Source organism: Rhizobium altiplani (assembly GCF_001542405.1).
GTDB lineage: Bacteria > Pseudomonadota > Alphaproteobacteria > Rhizobiales > Rhizobiaceae > Rhizobium > Rhizobium altiplani.
Window position 1 is genome coordinate 151,658 of the sequence record NZ_LNCD01000083.1, and the last position, 21,239, is coordinate 172,896.

Here is a 21,239-nt window from a genome sequence, read left to right on the forward strand (position 1 = left end):
GAATAACCTTGGGAAGCGCTTCGGCCGTTCGGCTACCCCTGGATGCCAAAATACCTTTCGAGGCCCTTCCAGCTCTTGTCCATCGCGTAGGTTCCCGACAGGTAAGGAATGGCAATATGGCCGTAGTAGACCGAGAGCTGACGCTCGGCGACGTCCTCATTGATACCGGCCACTTGTTGGCTGTAGAGGACCGACACGAGCCCTGTCCTATCGGCGCCAGATTGGCAGTGGAGAAGGATGGGCTTTGGTGCCGCTCTCATGATCGCCAGCAGCTGCTCGGCGCGCTCGGGCGACAAGACCTTGGACGGCGACATTTCGAAGTCGATATGCTGAACGCCGAGACCGCGTGCAGTTGCAATCTCGTCGGCATACCATTTCTTGCCAACGTGCATCCCGCGCAGGTTTATGACCGTCTCGATGCCATGACTACGCACGTAAGATGCCAGCTGCTCAGGCGAGGGTTGCGCCGAACGGTAGAGTTGATCCGCGATGACGGCGTGAAAATTCCCGCTCGCTTGGAGATAAACAATATAGCCCCCGAACATCGCGCCAATCGTAACGGTGCCGATGAGGGATGCCTTCCACCACCGAAAATTCCACAGGCGTTTCATGCCAACCTCGTCGCAACTTTTGCAGCGAGCTAGCATTGCCGGTTTGGCCTGACAACCACCTGAAAACGGCGTCCTGATGGTGGCGTGACGACGGTCAGGCCAACTGATTGCTGAATTGCGCGCCCGTCAAGGTGCGTGAGACCGCATTGCGCCAGCCAGCGATCTTCCTTTGTCGCTCTGCCTCCTCCATGGAGGGTTGGAACCGCCGGCTGCACGCCCATGCTTTTCCGAAATTCTCCTTGTCGGGCCAAACCCCTGCTCGCGAACCGGCGAGCCAGGCCGCGCCGAGCGCCGTCGTCTCGACGACAGCCGACCGATCCACCGGGTTTCCGACAACGTCGGCAAGACGCTGCATCGTCCAGTCGGAATTTGCCATGCCGCCATCGACGCGCAGGACCGTCTCAATGTGATGGCCGCCCCAATCCTTCCGCATCGCGATGAGGAGATCGAGCGTCTGGTAGGCGACAGACTCGAGCACGGCGCGCGCCAATTCCGCCGGCCCGCTGTTCCTGGTCAAACCGAAGATCGCACCCCTCGCCTCCGGGTCCCAATAGGGAGCACCGAGGCCGGTAAAGGCCGGCACCACATAGACCTGCTGATTGGGATCGGCCCTCATCGCCAGCGTGCCGCTCTCCGATGCGTTTGAAATCAAGCCGAGGCCGTCGCGTAGCCATTGCACCGCCGCACCGGCGATGAAGATCGACCCTTCCAGCGCATAGGTGGTTTCGCCGCCGAGCCGATAGGCGATCGTCGTGATCATCCGGTTGCTGGATGTTACGCAATCCCGCCCCGTATTCAGCAAGGCAAAGCAGCCCGTCCCATAGGTCGATTTCATCATGCCCGCTTCGAAGCAGGCACTACCGATAGTTGCTGCCTGTTGGTCGCCCGCAACACCGAGGATCGGTATCGGCGCACCGAAGATATCCGGATCAGTGACGCCGAAATCGTCCGCGCAGTCCTTGACCTCCGGAAGCATGGATGCCGGGATCCTGAGCAGGCCGAGAAGCTCCTCGTCCCACCTGCCCTCGGTAATGTTGAAAAGCAGCGTTCGCGACGCGTTGGTGGCATCAGTCGCATGAACGCGTCCGCCAGTCAGATTGAAGATCAGCCAGCTGTCGACCGTGCCGAAACAGACCTCGCCTGCCTCGGCGCGCTCCCGCAATCCGTCGACGTTGTCGAGCAGCCAGCGCAGCTTGGTCCCGGAGAAATAAGGATCGAGCAGCAGACCCGTCTTCGCGCTGAACAGTTTCTCATATCCATCCGCCTTGAGACTATCGCAGACTTCAGCCGTCCGCCTGTCCTGCCAGACGATCGCCTTGTTAAGCGCCCTGCCCGACTTGCGTTCCCAGACGACCGTTGTCTCGCGCTGGTTGGTGATGCCAATCGCGGCGATATCGGTGAGTGGAATGTTGGCATTCGCCAGCGCTTGCCGCGCCGTGCTAACCACGCTCGTCCAGATCTCATTCGGATCATGCTCGACCCAGCCTGGCTGCGGATAGGATTGTTTGATCTCCTCCTGTGCTGACGAGATCATCTTCATCCCGGCGTCGAAGACGATCGCACGCGAGGACGTCGTGCCCTGGTCGATCGCGAGAATATGGCCGCTCATTGTCTTCTCCGGCGCAATAGCTCACCTCGCCGGCGCGAACGCGCCAGCGGAAGCGATAGGTCATTCATAGGAGGGTGTAATGCCGACGTTATGCGGTCGGCGGTTGGCCGGGGCACACACCCCGGCCAACCTTGCTGATCAGTTCGACTGCCAGCTCTTGACCAGTTCGTCGTAGTTGACGGTAACCGGCTTTTCCTTCTCGTTCTCGATCTTCAGCTGCGGCGCGAGGTTGCCCTTGGCGACCGCATCCTTGTTCCAGAACTCGAGATCATGCTCTTCGGCGAGCTTCGGACCGATATCGCCCTGCACTCCGGCGCGTTCCAGTCGCTGCATCACCTTTTCCTGTTCGGAGCAAAGCGAGTCCATCGCTTCCTGCGCGGTCTTCGCACCGGACGACGCATCCCCGACCGCCTGCCACCAAAGCTGAGCGAGCTTCGGATAGTCAGGAACGTTCGTACCGGTCGGCGACCACTGGACGCGGGCGGGCGAGCGGTAGAACTCGACCAGACCGCCAAGCTTCGGAGCGCGCTCCGTGAAGCTCTTGTCGCGAATGGTGGACTCGCGGATGAAGGTCAGACCGACGTGGCTCTTCTTCACGTCGACCGTCTTCGAGGTCACGAACTGCGCATAGAGCCAAGCGGCCTTGGCGCGATCGTCAGGCGTCGACTTCATCAGCGTCCAGGAACCGACGTCCTGGTAGCCGAGCTTCATGCCGTCCTTCCAGTAGACGCCGTGCGGGCTTGGCGCCATGCGCCACTTCGGCGTACCGTCCTCGTTGACGACTGGCAGACCGGGCTTGACGGCATCGGCCGTGAAGGCGGTGTACCAGAAGATCTGCTGGGCGACTTCGCCCTGCGCCGGCACAGGACCGGATTCGGAGAAGTTCATGCCCTGCGCTGCCGGCGGTGCATAGGCCTTCAACCAATCCAGATACTTCTGGATCGAGTAGACGGCAGCCGGGCCGTTCGTATCGCCGCCACGCGCAACGCACGAACCAACCGGACGCGAGTTCTCGTCGACCTTGATGCCCCACTCGTCGACCGGAAGGCCGTTCGGAAGTCCCTTGTCGCCGTTGCCGGCCATCGATAGCCAGGCATCGGTGAAGCGCCATCCGAGTGATGGGTCCTTCTTGCCGTAGTCCATGTGGCCGAAGACCTTCTTGCCGTTGATCTCACGGCCGGTGAAGAATTCGGCGATGTCCTCATAGGCAGACCAGTTGACCGGAACGCCGAGATCGTAACCATACTTCGCCTTGAAGTCGGCCTTGTTCTTCTCGTCGTTGAACCAGTCGTAGCGGAACCAGTAGAGGTTCGCGAACTGCTGGTCGGGAAGCTGGTAAAGCTTCTTGTCCGGTGCAGTCGTGAACTTGGTGCCGACGAAGTCGTTGATATCGAGGCCCGGGTTGGTGACATCCTTGCCTTCGTTCGCCATCCAGTCGGTCAGCGAGCGGGCCTGCTGGTAGCGCCAATGCGTACCGATGAGGTCCGAGTCATTGACATAGGCGTCATAGATGTTTTCGCCCGACTGCATCTGCGTCTGCAGCTTTTCGACAACGTCGCCTTCGCCGATGAGATCGTGCGTGATCTTGATACCGGTGATCGCGGTGAAGGCCGGCGCCAGAACCTTCGATTCATATTCGTGCGTCGTCAGGGTTTCGGAAACGACCTTGATGTCCATGCCGGCGAAAGGCTTCGCCGCATCCATGAACCACTGCATTTCCTTTTCCTGGTCCGCGCGGGAAAGCGTCGAAAGATCGCCGATTTCCTTGTCCAGGAAAGTTTTCGCTTCATCCATGCCGGCATAGGCGGCGCCCGCCATGGTCAGCAACATGCCTGCTGTTGTCGCTAGTAAATGCCTTCGCATAATATCCTCCCAGGGTTGCGATTGCAGTCTTCACGTTCAGGCGGCCAGTACCCCCGGCCATCTGTATTTCCCTGCCGTCACACGTAGCGGAAGACGCCGATGGCGTAGACTACGGAGAGGGCAAGAGCCCACCACAGGTTGGGTCCGACAAGACCCAGCCATGCGAGATGTATGTATGCTGCGCCAAGCAGCGACACGAAGAGGCGATCCCCTCGCGTGGTTTCGAACCTGAGGATTCCGACGCGCGGCGAGCCGCCAGGCACGAAATACTCCCAGATGCTCATGCCAACGAGCAGCATGAAAATCGCCAGGAAAAACAATGCAGTCGGCAGCGTCCACGCCATCCAGGAAAAGTTCATGAGTGGTCCTCCCTTGTCAGACGCGGCCGAGCGCGAAGCCCTTGGCGATGTAATTGCGTACGAAGTAGATGACGAGCGCGCCGGGGATGATGGTCAGCACACCGGCAGCCGCCAGCACACCCCAATCCATCCCTGCGGCGGAGACGGTGCGCGTCATGATCGCCGAAATCGGCTTTGCGGCAGTCGTCGTCAGCGTGCGGGCCAGCAGCAGTTCCACCCACGAGAACATGAAGCAGAAGAAGGCGGCGACACCGATCCCTGACGCGATCAGCGGCATGAAGATCCTCACGAAGAACCGCGGGAAGGAATAGCCGTCGATATAGGCCGTTTCGTCGATCTCCTTCGGCACGCCGGACATGAAGCCTTCCAGGATCCAGACTGCCAGCGGCACGTTGAACAGGCAGTGGGCGAGCGCCACGGCGATGTGCGTATCGATCAGCCCGAAAGCCGAATAGAGCTGGAAGAACGGCAGCGCGAAGACGGCCGGCGGTGCCATGCGGTTCGTCAGCAGCCAGAAGAACAGATGCTTGTCGCCCAGGAACCGGTAGCGCGAGAAGGCATAGGCCGCAGGCAGCGCCGCCAGCACCGAGATCACCGTATTCATGACCACGTAGATGATCGAGTTGATGTAGCCGTTGTACCAGGAGGGATCGGTGAAGATCACCATGTAGTTCCCGAGCGTCGGGTTCTGCGGCCACAGCGAGAAGGCGCCGGTGATCTCGGCATTCTCCTTGAAGCTCATGTTCATCAGCCAGTAGATCGGCAGCAGCAGAAAGATGATGTAGACCGTCGAAACGACCCAGGAGAAGTTGCCCGCAGGCTTGTATTTCATTGTTTGAGCCATGGTCCTCTCCTTTCTCAGGCGTTCGCGTCGCTGCTGGTCATGACGGTGTAGAAGACCCATGACAGAAGCAGGATGATAAGGAAGTAGATGATCGACATTGCCGCTGCCGGACCGAGGTCAAACTGGCCAACGGCCATCTTCACAAGGTCAATCGACAGGAAGGTGGTCGAGTTGCCGGGACCGCCGCCGGTGACGACGAAAGGTTCGGTGTAGATCATGAAGCTGTCCATGAAACGCAGCAGGACGGCGATGAGCAGCACGCGCTTCATCTTCGGCAGCTGGATGTAGCGGAAGACGGACCAGCGCGACGCGCCGTCGATCTTCGCTGCCTGATAATACGCATCCGGGATCGAAACGAGGCCGGCATAGCAGAGCAGCACCACAAGGCTCGTCCAGTGCCAGACGTCCATCAGGATGATGGTGATCCACGCATCGAGGGGGTCGCGGACATAGTTGTAGTCAAACCCCATTGCCTCAAGCGTATGACCGAGCAGGCCGATGTCGACACGACCGAAAACCTGCCAGATGGTGCCGACCACGTTCCACGGAATGAGCAGCGGCAGCGCCATCAGCACGAGGCAGATCGGTACGCCGATCCCCTTCTTCGGCATGTTGAGGGCAATGAAGATGCCAAGCGGGATCTGCAGCGCCAGAACGATCAGCGAGAAGACGAGATTGCGCTGCAACGCCGCCCAGAAGCGGTCGGAATGAAGCGTCTGCACGAACCAGTCAGTCCCCGCCCAGAAGAACTCGTTGTTCCCGAACGTATCTTGGACCGAGTAGTTCACAACGGTCATCAGCGGAATGACGGCCGAGAAGGCGACCAGCACAAGGACCGGCAGAACCAGAAACCAGGCTTTGTTGTTCCAGGTCTTTTCCATGCTCAGCCCTCCCTGCCGACGCGCCAGGAATTGGCGTAAATATTGATGGCAGCCGGATCGAAGGTCACCCGCGCATCAGCCGGGATTTCGGAGTCCTCCGTCACGACGATGGCGATCGGCTGGCCGGCAAAGGTGGCGCGCACGATCTTCTGCCGTCCAATGTCCTCGACCCTGTTGACGGTGACCGGCATTCCTTCGCGACCGATATTGACGAACTCCGGGCGTATGCCGAGCTCGGTCTTGGCGCCGGCAGCCGCTTGCGGCGCGTAGTCCAATGACAGCGTCTCGCTGCCGATACGCACCGCATTGCCCTGCAGTTGCACCGGCAGGACGTTCATGCCCGGCGACCCGATGAAGTAACCGACGAAGGTATGGCTCGGCCGCTCGAAAAGCTCTGCCGGCGTGCCGATCTGGACGATTTGTCCTTCGTACATGACGACAACCTTGTCGGCGAAGGTCAGCGCTTCCGTCTGGTCGTGCGTCACATAAACCATGGTGAAGCCGAACTGCTTGTGCAGGCGCTTCAACTGCGAACGCAGTACCCACTTCATGTGCGGGTCGATCACGGTCAAAGGCTCGTCGAACAGGATCGCGTTGACGTCGTTGCGCACTAGTCCGCGGCCGAGCGAGATCTTCTGCTTCTGGTCGGCCGTCAGGCCCTGTGCCTTGCGCTTGGCCATACCGCCGAGATCGATCATCTCGAGAATGTCGCGAACGCGCCGATCGACTTCCGGCTCGGGGACCCTGCGATTGCGCAGCGGGAAAGCCAGGTTGTCGTAGACAGTCATGGTGTCGTAGATGACCGGGAACTGGAACACCTGCGCAATGTTTCGCGCCTGCGTGGAAAGGTTCGTCACATCCTGGCCATCGAAGAGGATACGGCCGTGCGACGGCTGCAGCAGGCCGGAAATGATGTTGAGTAGCGTCGTCTTTCCGCAGCCGGATGGTCCGAGAAGCGCGTAGGCGCCGCCGTCCCGCCATTCGTGATCGACTTCACGAAGCGCATAGTCTGCGTCGGACTTCGGGTTCGGTCCGTAGGCGTGGCGGATGTGGTCGAGCGTGATACGTGCCATGTCCTTCTCCCTTACGCCTTTGCGCCAGTTGCGATTGCCCGGCCATCGGTGCCGAACGCCATGACGTGACGGGTGTCGAGGTAGATGTCGACCTCGGTATCCGGATCGATGTTGTGAATGCCGTGGGCAAGCATGACCCAACGGACACCGTCGAAATCCATATGCACAAAGCTTTCGGAGCCTGTGATCTCGGAAACCTGCGTGCGTGCCTGCAGTTTTGCTGCCGTCTGAGTCTGCGGCGAAAGAGCGAGGTGGTGCGGATGGAAGGCGATCGTGACCGGACCATCGGCCATGGCGTCCAAATGCGCGGGCACCGGCAGGATATCAGCTCCTTGCCTCTGGAACGAACCGCCGGCCTTTATCACATCCATGAAATTGAGCGGCGGATCGGCAAAGGTCTTTGCAGTTACGAGGTCGAGCGGATTTCGGTAGACGGCGATCGTCGGCCCGAACTGCGTCACGTGGCCTTCCGAAAGGGTGGCCGTGTTGCCGCCGAGCAGAAGCGCTTCGGAAGGCTCCGTTGTGGCGTAGACGAAGATGGCGCCGGACTGCGCAAAGATCCGCGGCAGTTCGGCACGCAGTTCCTCGCGCAGCTTGTAGTCGAGGTTCGCGAGCGGCTCGTCCATCAGCACAAGGCTGGCATTCTTCACAAGGGCACGCGCAAGCGCCGTGCGCTGCTGCTGGCCGCCGGAGAGATTGAGCGGGGTGCGATCCAGATAGGGCGTAAGGCGCAAGAGTTCGGCGGCCTTGCGCACCTCACGATCGATCGTCGCGGTGTCCTTGCCTGAAATCCGCATTGGCGAGGCGATGTTTTCGTACACCGTCAGCGCCGGATAGTTGATGAACTGTTGGTAAACCATCGCGACGTTGCGCTTCTGCACCGGCATGCCGGTCACGTCTACGCCGTCGAAATGGACGGAACCGCTCGTCGGTCGATCGAGCCCGGCCATCAGTCGCATCAGCGATGTCTTGCCGGACAGCGTCGGCCCCAGCAGCACATTCAATGTGCCTTTTTCAAATGCAAGATTGGTTGCGTGGATGTGATACTCCCCGCCCACCATCTTTGCAGCGTTCCGCAATTCAAGCATTCCGGTTCCCGTGCCTCCTCAACAGCGGGGACATTACCGCTTCAACCAGCCATCTGCGCCGGTCGCGCGGCCATGTACTCCTCCAATAGCGCAGCCTGTTCCTTGGTCAGGCGCAGGCCGACTTTCGTTCTTCGCCAAAGCACATCCTCTGCGCGTCTGGCCCATTCGTGATCGATGAGATAGCGAACCTCTGCCTCGAAGAGATCGCCTCCGAAACAGTGTCCCAGGTCCTCCGCGCTGGCGGCCCGCCCGAGCAGGACCGACGCCTTGGTGCCGTAGCGGCGCACCAGTTGGCGCGCATGCCGGTCCGCCAGGAACGGATAACCGCCCTTCAGCTTAGCAACCTCCGCCTCGTAGCCGGTCGCGGCGAAATCCCCGCCCGGCAGATGGCTCTTCGCTGTCCAGGACGCGCCTTTGGCGCCGATCGCCTCGGCGATCCTTTCCAGTGCGTGTTCGGATAGGCGCCGATAGGTCGTGAGCTTGCCGCCGAAGACATTGAGCAGCGGTGCGCTTTCACCCTCGCCTTCGATCTTCAGCACGTAGTCGCGGGTCGCCTCCTGCGCCTTGGAAGCGCCGTCGTCAAATAGAGGCCGCACAGCCGAATAGGTCCAGACGATGTCTTCCGGCCGTACCGGCTCCTTGAAATACTCGCTCGCCGCGTTGCAGAGATAGATCGTCTCTTCCTCGGATATTTTCACATCCTTCGGATCGGCCGAGTAGTCGCGGTCGGTGGTACCGATCAACGTGAAGTCCTGCTCGTACGGGATCGCGAAGATGATGCGGTTGTCCGGGTTCTGGAAGAAATAGGCCCGCGGATCGTCGAACTTCTTCTTTACGACGATGTGGCTGCCCTGCACGAGCCGCACGTGGCGGGCCTCGTTCTGCCCGAAGGCCGTGCGAATGACCTGATCGACCCATGGCCCGGCAGCATTCACCAGCATCCGCGCCTGAAAACTGTTGCCCTGCCCGCTGACGGTGTCGTCCGTCTCGATCGACCACAATCCGTTCTCGCGCCGCGCCGAAACGACTCTCGTTCTCGGCATGATCAGCGCGCCGCGGTCGGCCGCGTCCCGCGCATTGAGCACTACCATACGCGCATCGTCGACCCAACCATCCGAATACTCGAACGCCTTCGTGAAGAGTGCCTTCAATGGCTCGGAGGCCGGGTCGCGGCGCATGTCGAGAACCGCGGTCGGCGGCAACAACTTTCGTCCGCCGAGGTGATCGTAGAGAAACAACCCGAGACGGATCAGCCATGCCGGGCGGATGCCACCCTTGTGATAGGGCAGCACGAAGCGCATCGGCCAGATGATGTGCGGCGCCATCGCCCAGAGCACTTCGCGCTCCATCAGAGATTCGCGCACCAGACGAAACTCGTAGTGCTCGAGATAGCGCAAGCCGCCATGGATGAGCTTGGTCGCGCCGGAAGACGTGCCCGAAGCGAAATCGTTCATTTCCGCAAGCGCGACCGAATAGCCCCGCCCGATCGCATCCCGCGCGATCCCGCAGCCATTGATGCCGCCGCCGATAATGAAAAGATCGTGAATCTGACGGCTCACGTTCCCCCTCCGAGCCAGAATATACCGCAACGCAACATGCTCGCGCATTTGCGAAAGTCAGAGCAATTAAAGCGAAGATTATTCGAATGTCAAACGAATGTTTTTCGAATTCTTAAAACTCACAGATTTGCCGTGAACGTAAATGTTAAATCGAGGACGCAGCGCGTCATCGCCCGGTCCTGCGAGACGGCGGATCCATGCTTGGGCAGAGGCTCAATATTGTTCGGGTGCCCTGAAATACGCGCGGGGAGCGGCTCCCATCGTCCGCCTGAACATCGTGGTGAAGGCGGCGACGCTGTCGTAGCCAAGGTCGAGGGCAACGGCTGTAACCGCCTCCCCGGCTGCGAGGCGGGGCAAGGCGGTGAACACCGCCGCCTGCTGCCGCCAGGTTGAGAGACTGATACCCGTTTCCTTGCGAAAGAACCGAGTAAAGGCGCGCCGGCTCATGGCAAGCCGCTCCGCCCAATCGTCGATGACCAGCCTTGCACTCGGACTTTCCATGAAGCCGCGGCAGAGCGTCGCCAGGCGCGTATCTGAGGGGAACGGCAATCCCAACGGCCGGTCGGGAAGCCGCAAGACCTCCTCGAGCAGCAGCGCCATGATGAGATCCCGTCTGCCGCTCTTGGCCTCGGGCGGCGCAACAGCCTCGGTAATCAACGCTCTGGCAAGATCAGTCAGCGCCACGACGCGGATGGCCGTCGGTGGATCGGCCAAGGCCTGGGGCGAGACATAGGCCGAAAGCATCGCAACATCGCCGAGCATGTCGACGGTGTGGACAAGTCCTGCCGGTATCCACAACGCATGCTGCGGCGGCACCATCCAGCGCCCCAGTATCGACGACACCATAAGCACGCCGGACCGAGCATAGACGAACTGTGCACGGCTGTGACTATGGGGTTCCACATGGTAGCCGGCCGGATATTCCGAGGGGATGGCATAGACCGGCTCTGAGGCTGCCTCGATGGCAGCAAGACGCTCCACATGGAGCTTGGCCAACTCACTCGTCGCCAGGCTTTGCTTGGATTTCATCAATTTTGGCCCACTTGCGAAATAGCAAGACCAAAACACGAAAGCGGGACGACCACAAGTCGGTTATTCCAAAGCCTCGTAGGACGGAGCAGAATCGTGACAGACAGCGCAATGACGGCAGAGAGGCACTCTGCGGAACAGACGGTTTTCGGCATTATCATGGCGGTAAGCTTCTGCCATCTTCTCAACGATACCATGCAGTCGCTGATCCCCGCGCTCTATCCGATGATCAAGGACGGCTACGGCCTCGACTTCACGCAGATCGGCTTCCTCGGCCTCGTGTTCCAGGTCACCGCGTCGCTCCTGCAGCCGCTGATCGGCATTTACACCGACAAACGCCCGTTGCCTTACTCATTGTCTGTCGGCATGGGCTTCACGCTGATCGGCCTGGTGCTGCTCGCATATGCGCACGCCTATTGGGTCTTGCTCATCGGCGCGGGTGTCGTCGGCCTCGGCTCCGCCGTGTTCCATCCGGAATCCTCGCGCGTTGCCCGGCTGGCATCAGGCGGACGCCATGGCCTTGCCCAGTCACTGTTCCAGGTTGGCGGCAACTTCGGCTCGGCGATAGGTCCGCTTCTGGCCGCCTTCATCGTACTACCGCGGGGCCAGCATAGCGTTGCATGGTTCTCGCTCGCAGCTCTGACCGGCATGATCGTCCTGTGGCGCGTCGGCGTCTGGTACGCCGATCACCGCAAGAATAACGCCGGTCGCAAGGCGGCAGCACCCGCCGTCCATCTCCCACGCAACAAGGTCATTGCGGCGATCGGTGTCCTGGCACTGCTAGTGTTCTCGAAATACGTCTACATGACGAGCCTTTCTAGCTACTACACTTTCTATATGATCGAACGCTTCGGAGTGTCGGTGCAGCACGCGCAGATTCTGCTGTTCGTATTCCTCGGCGCCGTGGCCATCGGCACCGTCGCCGGCGGCCCTGTCGTCGACTGGTTCGGCACCAAGTTCGTCATTTGGTTCTCGATCCTCGGCGCCCTGCCCTTCACCCTTGCCCTGCCTTATGCCGACTACAACTGGACGGTCTTCCTGACCTTCCTGATCGGCATCATCCTGGCCTCTGCCTTCTCGGCCATCGTCGTCTTTGCGCAGGAGCTGGTTCCGGGTCGTGTCGGCATGATTGCCGGCCTGTTCTTCGGCTTTGCCTTCGGTATCGGCGGCATTGGCGCAGCAGGCCTCGGCATGGTGGCCGACCACATGGGCATCGAGTTCGTCTACAAAATCTGCTCGTATTTACCGCTGCTCGGCCTGTTGACCATCTTCCTGCCGGACATCGGCAAGGGCCGCCGCCACACCACGAAAGCGGGCAAGTAAGCGAACACCCGCAGGATTACCAATCGGCATAGGGGGCGATCGATGTGATCGCACCCCTGCCACACCACCCGGCATGCGGGTCCGCACCGGGCGGTTCGAGAGATTGAGGTTAGGCGAGCCTGGGCATTCCAAGTTGGTCAGCCCATCATGCGCCCATGCTGGGCGCACAACGACAAGGGCCGAGATCACCATCTCGGCCCTTTTCAGCCTTCGGCAGCTGGCGTGTACCTAAACCCTGTCGCACTCAGTCTGCAGTGGTTGGCACTTGCTGGATTGCGTGCTTTCCAACCCGAAAACTTTCGATTCGCACGGCAAAAAGATGCAGTGCCTGGCGATTGCGTTGACTCTGCGCACCCTCGATTGTACCGATTGACATACTGTTTACCGATCGGTACAGCAACGAACACTAGGAGATCGAAACCATGCCTGAACACCGCCCACCACTCCCTCCCTTCACCCGCGAAACCGCGGCTGCCAAAGTCCGAGGCGCAGAGGATGGATGGAACAGTTGCGATCCCGGCAGGGTGTCACTCGCCTATACCGTTGACAGTTACTGGCGCAATCGCGCGGAATTTGTCCAAGGGCGGGAAAAGATCGTCGAGTTCCTGACCAGGAAATGGCGCAAGGAACTCGAGTATCGGCTGATCAAGGAACTGTGGGCCCACGACGGCGACCGCATCGCGGTTCGCTTCGCCTACGAATACCGCGACGACTCCGGGAACTGGTATCGGGCATACGGCAACGAGAACTGGGAGTTCGACGCGAGCGGCCTGATGCACCACCGCTATGCTTGCATCAACGATATGCCCATCAAGGAATCCGAACGCAAGTTTTTCTGGGATCGGTCCGGCCCCAGGCCTGCTGACCACCCAAGCCTTTCTGAATTGGGACTGTAACACATGCCAAAGATCGTCGCCGAGCGCACCGACGCAATCCCATCCCTGGCCGAAGTCTTTCGGGAGTATGGCTTCGAGGGCGCAAGTCTTTCAACCATCACGGAAAAAACAGGACTCGGAAAGGGAAGCCTCTATCACTTCTTTCCCGGCGGAAAGGAAGAGATGGCCATAGCCGTGCTCGGCGAGATCGACGAATGGTTCGTGACACAGGTTTTCGAACCGTTACGGAACGCGGATGATCCGCGCTCCGCTATCTCCGACATGTTTCGCTCTGTTTCCCGGTATTTTCGCTCCGGCAGCCGAGTGTGCCTCGTTGGTGCGTTCGCACTCGATAATGTCCGCAACCGGTTCAGCGCTCAGGTCAGGGACTACTTCGCCGAATGGCATAGCGCGCTTGCCTCAGCTCTCACGCGAGCCGGATGCCTCGAGCCGGATGCCGCCGCGCTGGCCGAGGAGACCGTCGTTGCCGTTCAGGGAGCCCTCGTGGTCGCCAGAGCACTCGACGAGCCTGAGGTTTTCGAACGGACCCTTCAGCGGGTCCAGTCCCGACTTTTTGCCGCGACCAGTGGAGAGAAGCAGAGATGAAGAAGCACCGGAATAATTCCGTCATCCTCGCACCCTGGCGGGTTAAGCGCGCCGTGGATTTCATCGAACTCAACCTGGCGACCTCGCTTCGGCTCGCGGACATCGCGCACGCAGCGGGGCTCAGTCCAATGCACTTCGCAGCAGGGTTCCGGTCGGCGACGGGCTTCAGTCCACACGCCTATCTGCAGGAACGTCGGATAGAACGCGCGAAAGCGAAGCTGATCAGCGATGGCCTGAGCATCGATGAAATCGCGATCGACGTCGGATTTCGATCGCGGACCCATTTCATCACAGTGTTCCGACGCCAAACGGGGCATCCTCCGGCACGCTGGCGGCGTTGCAGCGTTTAATTTAGATAGCGGTGAAGCCGTTGTCGACGAAGAGATGCGCGCCATTGACGAACATCGACTCGTCGCTAGCGAGATAGAGCGCGGCGCGTGCCACGTCCTCGGGTTCGCCGATCCGTCCCTGCTGGGCGGCAATAGCCGCGTCCGACACATCGACGCCGAGTGCCTGCAATTCGCTGACCTCGCGCAATCCGTGCGGCGTGCGGATGAAGCCGGGGCAGACGGCGTTGCAGCGGATGTTGCGATCCCTGAATTCGACCCCGATCGCACGAGCAAACATATGCACCGCGCCCTTCGTCGTGTCGTAGAGCACTTCCATCGGCGTTGCGGCCACGGCCGAGATTGATGACGTGCAGACGATGGAACCACCGCCCGCGGCGATCATCCCCGGCAGGACCGCCCGCGTCATCAGGAACATCGATCGCACGTTGACCGCGTGCAGCCACTCCCACTCCTCGAGCGTGGTCTCCAGGAACGGCTTGATGACGATAGTGCCGGCGTGATTGAAGAGCACGGTGACGGCGCCGAACCTATCCTCCACACCCCTGACGGCCGCGACGACGGCGGCCTCCTCCGACACGTCGGCGACCCAGTAGTCGGCGACATGACCCGCGGAACAAATCTCCTCCGCCGTTTGCCGTGCTGCCGCTTCATTCCGGTCAACGATCGCTACCCTGGCGCCCTCGGCAGCAAAGAGGCGCGAGGCCGCTCCGCCCATGCCCGTCGCGCCGCCTGAAATAATTGCAATCTTCCCCTTCAGCCGGTCGACCATGACCCCAATCCCCTTGCTCCCGTTGTTCGCCGTCACTCACTCATCGTCGAGTGGGCGTCTGCCGATGCAGTGTTGAAGAGAGTCCCGGTCAATGTCCAGACGCACCTGCGTCGCCCGGTAACCTTACCAAATAACCAACAAAACAGCTTTCGGTTGTCTCAACACGCAACACCGGGCATGTGTGTTTCCAGCGGCTCACCATCAGCCGCGGTCCGGAAGGGGTCCGGATCGATAGAGCCCGCCCCCGAGGGGCCTGGGGCGGGCTTCCCAACTCTTACAAAGACACACGTGTCTGTGACAACCTACTAGGCGGGCTTGCGCCTTACTGATTTGGCGCCGCCGACGCTCCACGCAGGACGTCGGCAGCTTGGCACACGCTAAAGCTGCTCGGCCTTGTGGCCCGCTATTCTACAAGAAAAGCGCGGAAATCATTCACGTTGGTACCTGTCGGTCCCGGAACAAACAGATCGCCCGCGAGGTTGAAGGCCGACCACGCATCATGGCCCGCCAGGAACGCGCGCGCATCGCCGCCGGCGCTCCTGATCCGCGCCACCGTCCCGCCGTCACAGAAGGCGCCAGCATTGTCTTCGGAGCCGTCGATACCGTCGGTATCAGCGGCCATCGCTACAACGCCATCGACTCCTTGTAGATCGATCGCCGCCGAGAGGAGAAGCTCGGAATTTCGCCCGCCCTTGCCATATGTTCCGGTTCCGATGCTGACCGTAGTCTCCCCGCCCGAAAGCAGCACGAGAGGCTTTGGAGCCGGCGGTCTCGTCAAAAACTCCCGAGCAAGCGCCGCATGCATCCGGCCGATATCCTTCGCCTCCCCCTCGATCGAATCCGAAAGGATGAGGGGTTGCACGCAGAGAGATCTTGCCCGATCGGCAGCCGCCTCCAGGGACACCCGCGCCGAGGCGATCACATGCACTTCGTTGTTGGCGAAGACGCGGTCACCGGCACTTGGCGCTCTGGTATTGCGGATACAATCGATCACGCGCGCCGGGAGATCGATCCGGTAGTCCCGGATCACTCGCAGCGCCTCCTCCGCATCGCTGCTGTCGGGAACCGTCGGCCCCGACGCAACGAAGGCCGGATTGTCGCCCGGAACATCGGAGACGACGAGGCTGACGACCTTTGCCGGATGGGCAAGTGCGGCAAGCCGTCCCCCCTTGATGCGGGAGAAATGCTTCCGCACCACATTCATCCCGGAGATCGGCGCGCCCGACGCCAGCAGCGCTTCGTTCAACGCGCTCTCGTCGGTGAGGGTGAAACCGGTCGGCGGGGCCGGCAGCAAGGCCGAGCCGCCGCCGGATATCAGTGCGATCACCAGATCATCACACGTCAGCCCATGCAGATGGTTCATCAGCGCCTCGGCGGCGATAAGACCGGCTCTGTCTGGGACCGGATGAGCCGCCTGGAGAATCTTCGTCGATCGGCACTCTGCGATTGGCCCATGCCTGGCAACAACGAGACCTTCGAAGGGATGAGACCAAGCGCGTTCGAACGCGGCCGCCATCTGGCTTGCGGCCTTCCCTGCCCCAACAACGATTGTCCTGCCTTTCGGCGGATCCGGAAGATGGCGAACCAGGGCCTCGTAAGGATCGGCGGCCTTGACGGCTTCGTGAAACAGGGTTTGCAGGAAAGCTCGTGGATCGGAAATCAAACCCTACTCCATTTTCAAAGTTCGCAGTCCGAACACTGGCGGGCGATTGCCATGCCCTCGGGCGCGTTTCATTTGCGCTCGTGAGCGAGGATCGCGGCAGGCAACGGCGGAAGTCTCCGGATAAGGTCGGAGCCTCGTTCGCCAACCATGATGGTCGGTGCGTTGTTGTACGATGGAATTCGCGGCATGACCAACGAATCACGCACGCGAAGCCTCTAGACCATGGACCCTGGAATCGAGACCGACAACAGCTTCCGGTCCGATCCCTTCTCACGCGTACCGACGGATGCTGGTCTGTCTTGGCACTCGCGCAGCCCCACATCCGAGCTGTTCATGTTTGGAATCCTGGCTCCTGGTTTAAGCGATGCGGGTTTGGCTTTGCGGATCGAAGAACACGGCCTTGTCGAGGTTGAAGGCGAGGCGGGCGTGCTGGCCGGCCTGGATGCGGGCGTCGGCCCTGAGCCGCGCCACGACCTCCTTGCCGCCGAGCTTGGTGACCGCGAAGGTGTCGGATCCGGCCGGTTCCACCACCTCGATCAGGCAGTCGCTTTCGGCCAGCGCCTTGGCGTTGCGGTCCGCACCGTCAGGATCGGTCAGCGCCTCGGGGCGGATGCCGAAGACGATCTCGCGGCCGGTATGCGCTTCGAGCGCGCCGTTGCCCGCCGTGACAGGCAGCCGGATCGGCTCGCCCTGCGGACGTGAAAGCGACACGGTCAGGCCGGACGCCCCCTTCTCGATCGTCCCCGCGAGGAGGTTCATCGCCGGCGAGCCCATGAAGTCGGCGACGAACATGTTGGCCGGGTTGTTGTAGATCTCGGCCGGCGTGCCGAACTGCTGCACCTCGCCGTCGCGCATGACGGCGATCTTGGTGGCCAGCGTCATCGCCTCGATCTGGTCGTGGGTCACATAGACGATCGTCGTGCCGGTCGCCTGGTGCAGCCGCTTGATCTCGATGCGCATGTCGACGCGCAGCTTGGCGTCGAGGTTGGAGAGCGGTTCGTCGAACAGGAACAGCTTCGGGTCGCGCACCAGGGCGCGGCCCATGGCGACGCGCTGGCGCTGGCCGCCCGACAGCTGGCTCGGCTTGCGATTGAGCAGGTGGCCGATCTGCAGCACCTTGGCGACCTTGTCGATCGCCTTGTTGCGCTCCTCGACCGGCACGCCGCGCATCTCCATGCCGAAGGCGATGTTTCCGGCCACCGTCATGTTCGGGTAGAGCGCGTAGCTCTGGAACACCATGGCGATGTCGCGCTTCGACGGATGCAGGTCGGCAATGCTGCGGCCATCGACGCGAATGTCGCCCTCGGTGATCGATTCCAGGCCGGCAATGGTGTTGAGCAAGGTCGACTTGCCGCAGCCGGACGGGCCGACGAGCACGAGGAAGCCGCCCTTTTCCAGGTCAAGGTTGATGCCCTTGAGGATCTCCAGCGAGCCGAAGCGCTTCTTGAGACCTGAGATTTCGAGGAAAGCCATTGGATTATCCTTTGACAGCGCCCGCCATCAGGCCACGCACGAAGTAGCGGCCGGCGAGAATGTAGACGAGGAGGGTCGGAAGCGCTGCGATCATCGCCGCCGCCATGTTGACGTTGTATTCGACGACACCGGTGGAGGTGTTGACGACGTTGTTCAGCGCCACCGTCATCGGCATGGAATCGCCCGTGCCGGCATAGGCCGAGGCAAACAGGAAGTCGTTCCAGATGTTGGTGAACTGGTAGATGACGGTGACGACGATGATCGGCAGCGAGTTCGGCAGCATGATGCGGCGGAAGATCTGGAAGAAGCTGGCACCGTCGACCTGCGCCGCCTTCACCAGTTCGGTCGGAAAGGCCTCGTAATAGTTGCGAAAGAACAGCGTCGTGAAGCCGAGGCCGTAGACGACGTGAACGGTGACGAGGTTGACGGTCGGATTGCCGAAGCCGAGCGACATGCCGATCTGGTCGCGCAGCGTCGCCCCGAAGCGGCCGAGGCTGCCAAGGATGGTCGCCATCGGCAAGAGCACCGACTGGAACGGGATGAAGCAGGCAAACAGCATCAGGCCGAACACCAGCGTGTGGCCGGGGAAGCGCCACTTGGTCAGGATGTAGCCATTCAGCGCGCCCATGATCGTCGAGATCGCCACGGCCGGAACGACCATCTTGATCGAGTTCCAGAAGTAGCCCTTGATGCCGGCGCAGGTCAGCCCGACGCAGGCCTGCCCCCAGGCCTTGAACCAGGGCTCGATGGTCGGCGACTGCGGCAGCGCCAGCATGTTGCCGTTCTGGATCTCGTCCATCGTCTTGAACGAGGTCACCAGCATGACGAACAGCGGCATCAGGTAGATGATCGCGAAGATGACAAGCAGCCCGTAGATGAAGATCCGGCTGAACAGTCTGTTGCGCGAGGCGCTGGCCGCACTCGGCAGGGTCGAGGTGACGGCGCTCATCGCGATTTCTCCCTGAGTTCCGAATAGAGATAGGGAACGATGATCGCCGAAATCGTCATCAGCATGATCACCGCGCTCGCCGAGCCGACGGCCATCTCGTTGCGCTTGAAGGTGTATTCGTACATGAAGTTGGACGGCAGCCAGGCCGAGCCGCCGGGGCCGCCCGAGGTCAGTGCCACAACCAGATCGTAAGACTTGATCGCCATGTGGGCGAGCACGATGAAGGCCGACAGGAAGATCGGTCTGAGCAACGGGATGATGATGCGGCGATAGAGCTGCACGGTCGTCGCCCCGTCGATCTGCGCCGCCTTCATGATCTCGCTGTCGATGCCGCGAAGGCCGGCAAGGAACATCGCCATGACGAAGCCGGACGCCTGCCAGACACCGGCGATCACGACAGTATAGATCACGAAGTCCTTGTTCTTGATCCAGTCGAAGTGGAAGCTCGTCCAGCCGAACTGATGCAGCGTCTGCTCGAGCCCGAGCCCCGGATCGAGGAACCATTTCCAGGCAACGCCGGTGACGATGAAGGAGAGCGCCATCGGATAGAGGAAGATCGGCCGCAATATGCCCTCGCCGCGGATCTTCTGGTCGAGCAGGATCGCCAGGAACAGGCCGAGCGCCAGGCAGATGCCGACATAGAGCACACCGAAGATGCCCATGTTGGTGATCGAGGTGTACCAGCTGGACGGCGGATCGCTTTCGAACGTCCAGCGCCACAGCCGCTGATAGGCGCGCGGGCCCGTCAGCACGTAGGACGGAAAGGTCTTGGAATTGGTGAAGGACAGATAGATCGTCCAGAGGATGAAGCCGTAGACGAACACAAGCGTGATGGCGAAACTCGGCGCGAGCACGATCTTCGGCAGCGCGTCCTGCAGGCGCGCGCGGATGGAAATGGGCGTTCCACGGTGCGGCGTGAGAACGGTTTTATCGGTAGCGATGGTGCTCATGGGGTCATCTCCTCCAACGAGATCGTCCGTGGCGGAATCTTCCCCGCCGACACCGGCGGGGAAGACCGTGGGAGGCCTTGATTACTTGGCGTCGTCGATGGCCTTGACGAGCTCTTCGACCGCCTGGTCGGAGGTCTTGATCTGGCCATGCACGAACTTCGAGACGACGTCCTTGTAGGCATTGGCAACCGCCGGAGGCGCGCCATAGCCCTGGGCCAGCGAGCCGTACAGCGTGCCGCCTTCATTGGCCTTCTTCAGGTCGGCGATACCCTTCTTGCCGCAGGCGTCGAAATCGGTATCCGGAACGTCGGTACGGGCCGGAACCGAGCCCTTGACGACGTTGAACGCCGACTGGAAGCTCTTCGACAGCGTTGCCTTGGCAAGCGCCACCTGTGCTGCCTTGCGGTCGTCAGGCACGTTGAACATGCCGAACATGTCGGAGTTGTAGATCACGCTGCCGTCGGTGCCCGGGAAGCGGTAGCACAGGAAGTCGGTGTTCGGTGTCTTCTTGGCGGCGACGAACTCGCCCTTGGCCCAGTCACCCATCACCTGCACGAGCGCATCGCCCTTGATGACCATGGCGGTCGCAAGGTTCCAGTCGCGTCCGGAGAAGTTCGGGTCGACGTACTGGACGATCTTCTGCAGGTTGTCGAACGACTTCTTCATCGTGTCCGACTTCAGCGACTCCTCGTCGAGGTCGTTCATCGCCTTCTTGTAGAACTCGGGGCCGCCCGTCGACAGCACGATCGAGTCGAACATCGTCGCTTCCTGCCAGTTCTGGCCGCCGAGCGCCAGCGGCGTCACGCCGGCAGCCTTCGCCTTGTCGAGCAGCGCGATCAGGTCGTCGAAGGTCTTCGGCTCGGTGCCGCCGATCTTGTCCATCACACCCTTGTTGATCCACAGCCAGTTGACCGAGTGGACGTTGACGGGGGCTGCGACCCACTTGCCGTCATAGACGGAGAACTTCTGCAGCGCCGCCGGAACCGCCTTGTCCCAGCCCTCGGCCTTCGCCGTCTCCGTCAGGTCCCCCATGACGCCGGCCTGGGCGTAGTCGAGAACGGTGTAGCCGAGCATCTGCGAGGCCGTCGGATAGGTGCCGGCCGCAACCATCGCCTTCAGCGCCGTCATCGCCGCATCACCGCCACCACCGGCAACCGGCACGTCCTTCCAGGCAAACCCCTCCTTCGACAGATCCTCCTTCAACACGTTCAAGGCCGCTGCCTCGCCGCCGGACGTCCACCAGTGCAGCATCTGCACTTCCTTCACATCCGCAGCCTTGGCAGCACCCAAGCCCGCAACACTCATCGTCACCAACGCTGTCGTCATCAAAAACTTGCGCATCGTTTCCTCCCGGTTTGCAAGTTC

General features: G+C 61.2%; 20 protein-coding genes and 1 pseudogene. 4 read left to right on the plus strand and 17 right to left on the minus strand.

Going from position 1 to position 21,239, the window contains the following annotated elements:
- Positions 1–32: 32 nt before the first annotated feature.
- From AS026_RS19590 to AS026_RS19635, 10 genes are all read right to left on the minus strand, one after another.
- On the minus strand, positions 33–611 hold the full coding sequence (locus tag AS026_RS19590) for a dual specificity protein phosphatase family protein (RefSeq protein ID WP_025660736.1): 579 nt from the start codon (positions 609–611) through the stop codon (positions 33–35).
- 94 nt (positions 612–705) lie between these two features.
- Positions 706–2,220 carry a glycerol kinase GlpK gene (gene glpK, locus AS026_RS19595; RefSeq protein WP_062371200.1) on the minus strand — a complete coding sequence of 505 codons (1,515 nt, stop codon included), beginning with the start codon at positions 2,218–2,220 and terminating at the stop codon, positions 706–708.
- A gap of 138 nt (positions 2,221–2,358) precedes the next feature.
- The gene (locus AS026_RS19600) at positions 2,359–4,083 is read right to left on the minus strand and encodes an ABC transporter substrate-binding protein (protein WP_041912341.1); all 1,725 of its coding nucleotides are present in this window, start codon (positions 4,081–4,083) and stop codon (positions 2,359–2,361) included.
- A gap of 77 nt (positions 4,084–4,160) precedes the next feature.
- Positions 4,161–4,442 carry a DUF2160 domain-containing protein gene (locus tag AS026_RS19605; RefSeq protein ID WP_018117058.1) on the minus strand — a complete coding sequence of 94 codons (282 nt, stop codon included), beginning with the start codon at positions 4,440–4,442 and terminating at the stop codon, positions 4,161–4,163.
- Positions 4,443–4,458: 16 nt separating this feature from the next.
- Positions 4,459–5,286, minus strand: a complete 828-nt coding sequence (locus AS026_RS19610) for a carbohydrate ABC transporter permease (protein WP_018117059.1) — start codon at positions 5,284–5,286, stop codon at positions 4,459–4,461.
- 14 nt (positions 5,287–5,300) lie between these two features.
- Positions 5,301–6,167, minus strand: coding sequence for a carbohydrate ABC transporter permease (locus tag AS026_RS19615; RefSeq protein ID WP_018117060.1), 867 nt, complete (start codon positions 6,165–6,167; stop codon positions 5,301–5,303).
- A 2-nt stretch (positions 6,168–6,169) separates the two neighbouring features.
- Complete coding sequence (locus AS026_RS19620) at positions 6,170–7,240, minus strand: ABC transporter ATP-binding protein (RefSeq protein WP_025660740.1); 1,071 nt, start codon at positions 7,238–7,240, stop codon at positions 6,170–6,172.
- Between the two features lie 11 nt (positions 7,241–7,251).
- Positions 7,252–8,328 (minus strand): ABC transporter ATP-binding protein, encoded by a 1,077-nt coding sequence (locus AS026_RS19625; protein WP_062371202.1) that lies wholly within the window; start codon positions 8,326–8,328, stop codon positions 7,252–7,254.
- A gap of 41 nt (positions 8,329–8,369) precedes the next feature.
- Complete coding sequence (gene glpD, locus AS026_RS19630; RefSeq protein WP_062371205.1) at positions 8,370–9,887, minus strand: glycerol-3-phosphate dehydrogenase; 1,518 nt, start codon at positions 9,885–9,887, stop codon at positions 8,370–8,372.
- Between the two features lie 213 nt (positions 9,888–10,100).
- A complete protein-coding gene (locus AS026_RS19635; protein ID WP_062371206.1) occupies positions 10,101–10,919 on the minus strand; it encodes an AraC family transcriptional regulator in 819 nt (272 codons plus the stop codon).
- Between the two features lie 108 nt (positions 10,920–11,027).
- On the opposite strand from AS026_RS19635, the gene AS026_RS19640 reads away from it, so the two are divergent.
- From AS026_RS19640 to AS026_RS19655, 4 genes are all read left to right on the plus strand, one after another.
- Positions 11,028–12,239, plus strand: a complete 1,212-nt coding sequence (locus tag AS026_RS19640) for an MFS transporter (RefSeq protein ID WP_018117065.1) — start codon at positions 11,028–11,030, stop codon at positions 12,237–12,239.
- A 422-nt stretch (positions 12,240–12,661) separates the two neighbouring features.
- Positions 12,662–13,135: a nuclear transport factor 2 family protein gene (locus AS026_RS19645; protein WP_062371209.1), complete on the plus strand. Its 474-nt coding sequence runs from the start codon at positions 12,662–12,664 to the stop codon at positions 13,133–13,135.
- A 3-nt stretch (positions 13,136–13,138) separates the two neighbouring features.
- Entirely contained in the window at positions 13,139–13,720 is a 582-nt protein-coding gene (locus tag AS026_RS19650) for a TetR/AcrR family transcriptional regulator (protein WP_025660745.1), read from the plus strand.
- A complete protein-coding gene (locus AS026_RS19655) occupies positions 13,717–14,070 on the plus strand; it encodes a helix-turn-helix domain-containing protein (RefSeq protein ID WP_025660746.1) in 354 nt (117 codons plus the stop codon). The genes AS026_RS19650 and AS026_RS19655 overlap by 4 nt, the downstream gene beginning before the upstream one ends.
- Position 14,071: 1 nt before the next feature.
- On the opposite strand, the gene AS026_RS19660 is transcribed toward AS026_RS19655, so the two are convergent.
- The 7 genes and pseudogenes from AS026_RS19660 to AS026_RS19685 form a co-directional block, all read right to left on the minus strand.
- The gene (locus tag AS026_RS19660) at positions 14,072–14,839 is read right to left on the minus strand and encodes an SDR family NAD(P)-dependent oxidoreductase (protein ID WP_025660747.1); all 768 of its coding nucleotides are present in this window, start codon (positions 14,837–14,839) and stop codon (positions 14,072–14,074) included.
- Positions 14,840–15,242: 403 nt separating this feature from the next.
- Positions 15,243–16,502, minus strand: coding sequence for a glycerate kinase type-2 family protein (locus AS026_RS19665; protein ID WP_018117073.1), 1,260 nt, complete (start codon positions 16,500–16,502; stop codon positions 15,243–15,245).
- Positions 16,503–16,554: 52 nt separating this feature from the next.
- A pseudogene (locus AS026_RS43475) lies at positions 16,555–16,821 on the minus strand (GMC oxidoreductase); the annotation flags it as partial.
- A 38-nt stretch (positions 16,822–16,859) separates the two neighbouring features.
- Complete coding sequence (locus tag AS026_RS19670; protein ID WP_025660749.1) at positions 16,860–17,975, minus strand: ABC transporter ATP-binding protein; 1,116 nt, start codon at positions 17,973–17,975, stop codon at positions 16,860–16,862.
- 4 nt (positions 17,976–17,979) lie between these two features.
- Positions 17,980–18,924 carry a carbohydrate ABC transporter permease gene (locus AS026_RS19675; RefSeq protein ID WP_018117075.1) on the minus strand — a complete coding sequence of 315 codons (945 nt, stop codon included), beginning with the start codon at positions 18,922–18,924 and terminating at the stop codon, positions 17,980–17,982.
- Entirely contained in the window at positions 18,921–19,874 is a 954-nt protein-coding gene (locus AS026_RS19680) for a carbohydrate ABC transporter permease (protein WP_029792362.1), read from the minus strand. The genes AS026_RS19675 and AS026_RS19680 overlap by 4 nt, the downstream gene beginning before the upstream one ends.
- Before the next feature lie 81 nt (positions 19,875–19,955).
- Entirely contained in the window at positions 19,956–21,215 is a 1,260-nt protein-coding gene (locus AS026_RS19685; RefSeq protein ID WP_018117077.1) for an ABC transporter substrate-binding protein, read from the minus strand.
- Between the last annotated feature and the right edge of the window lie 24 nt (positions 21,216–21,239).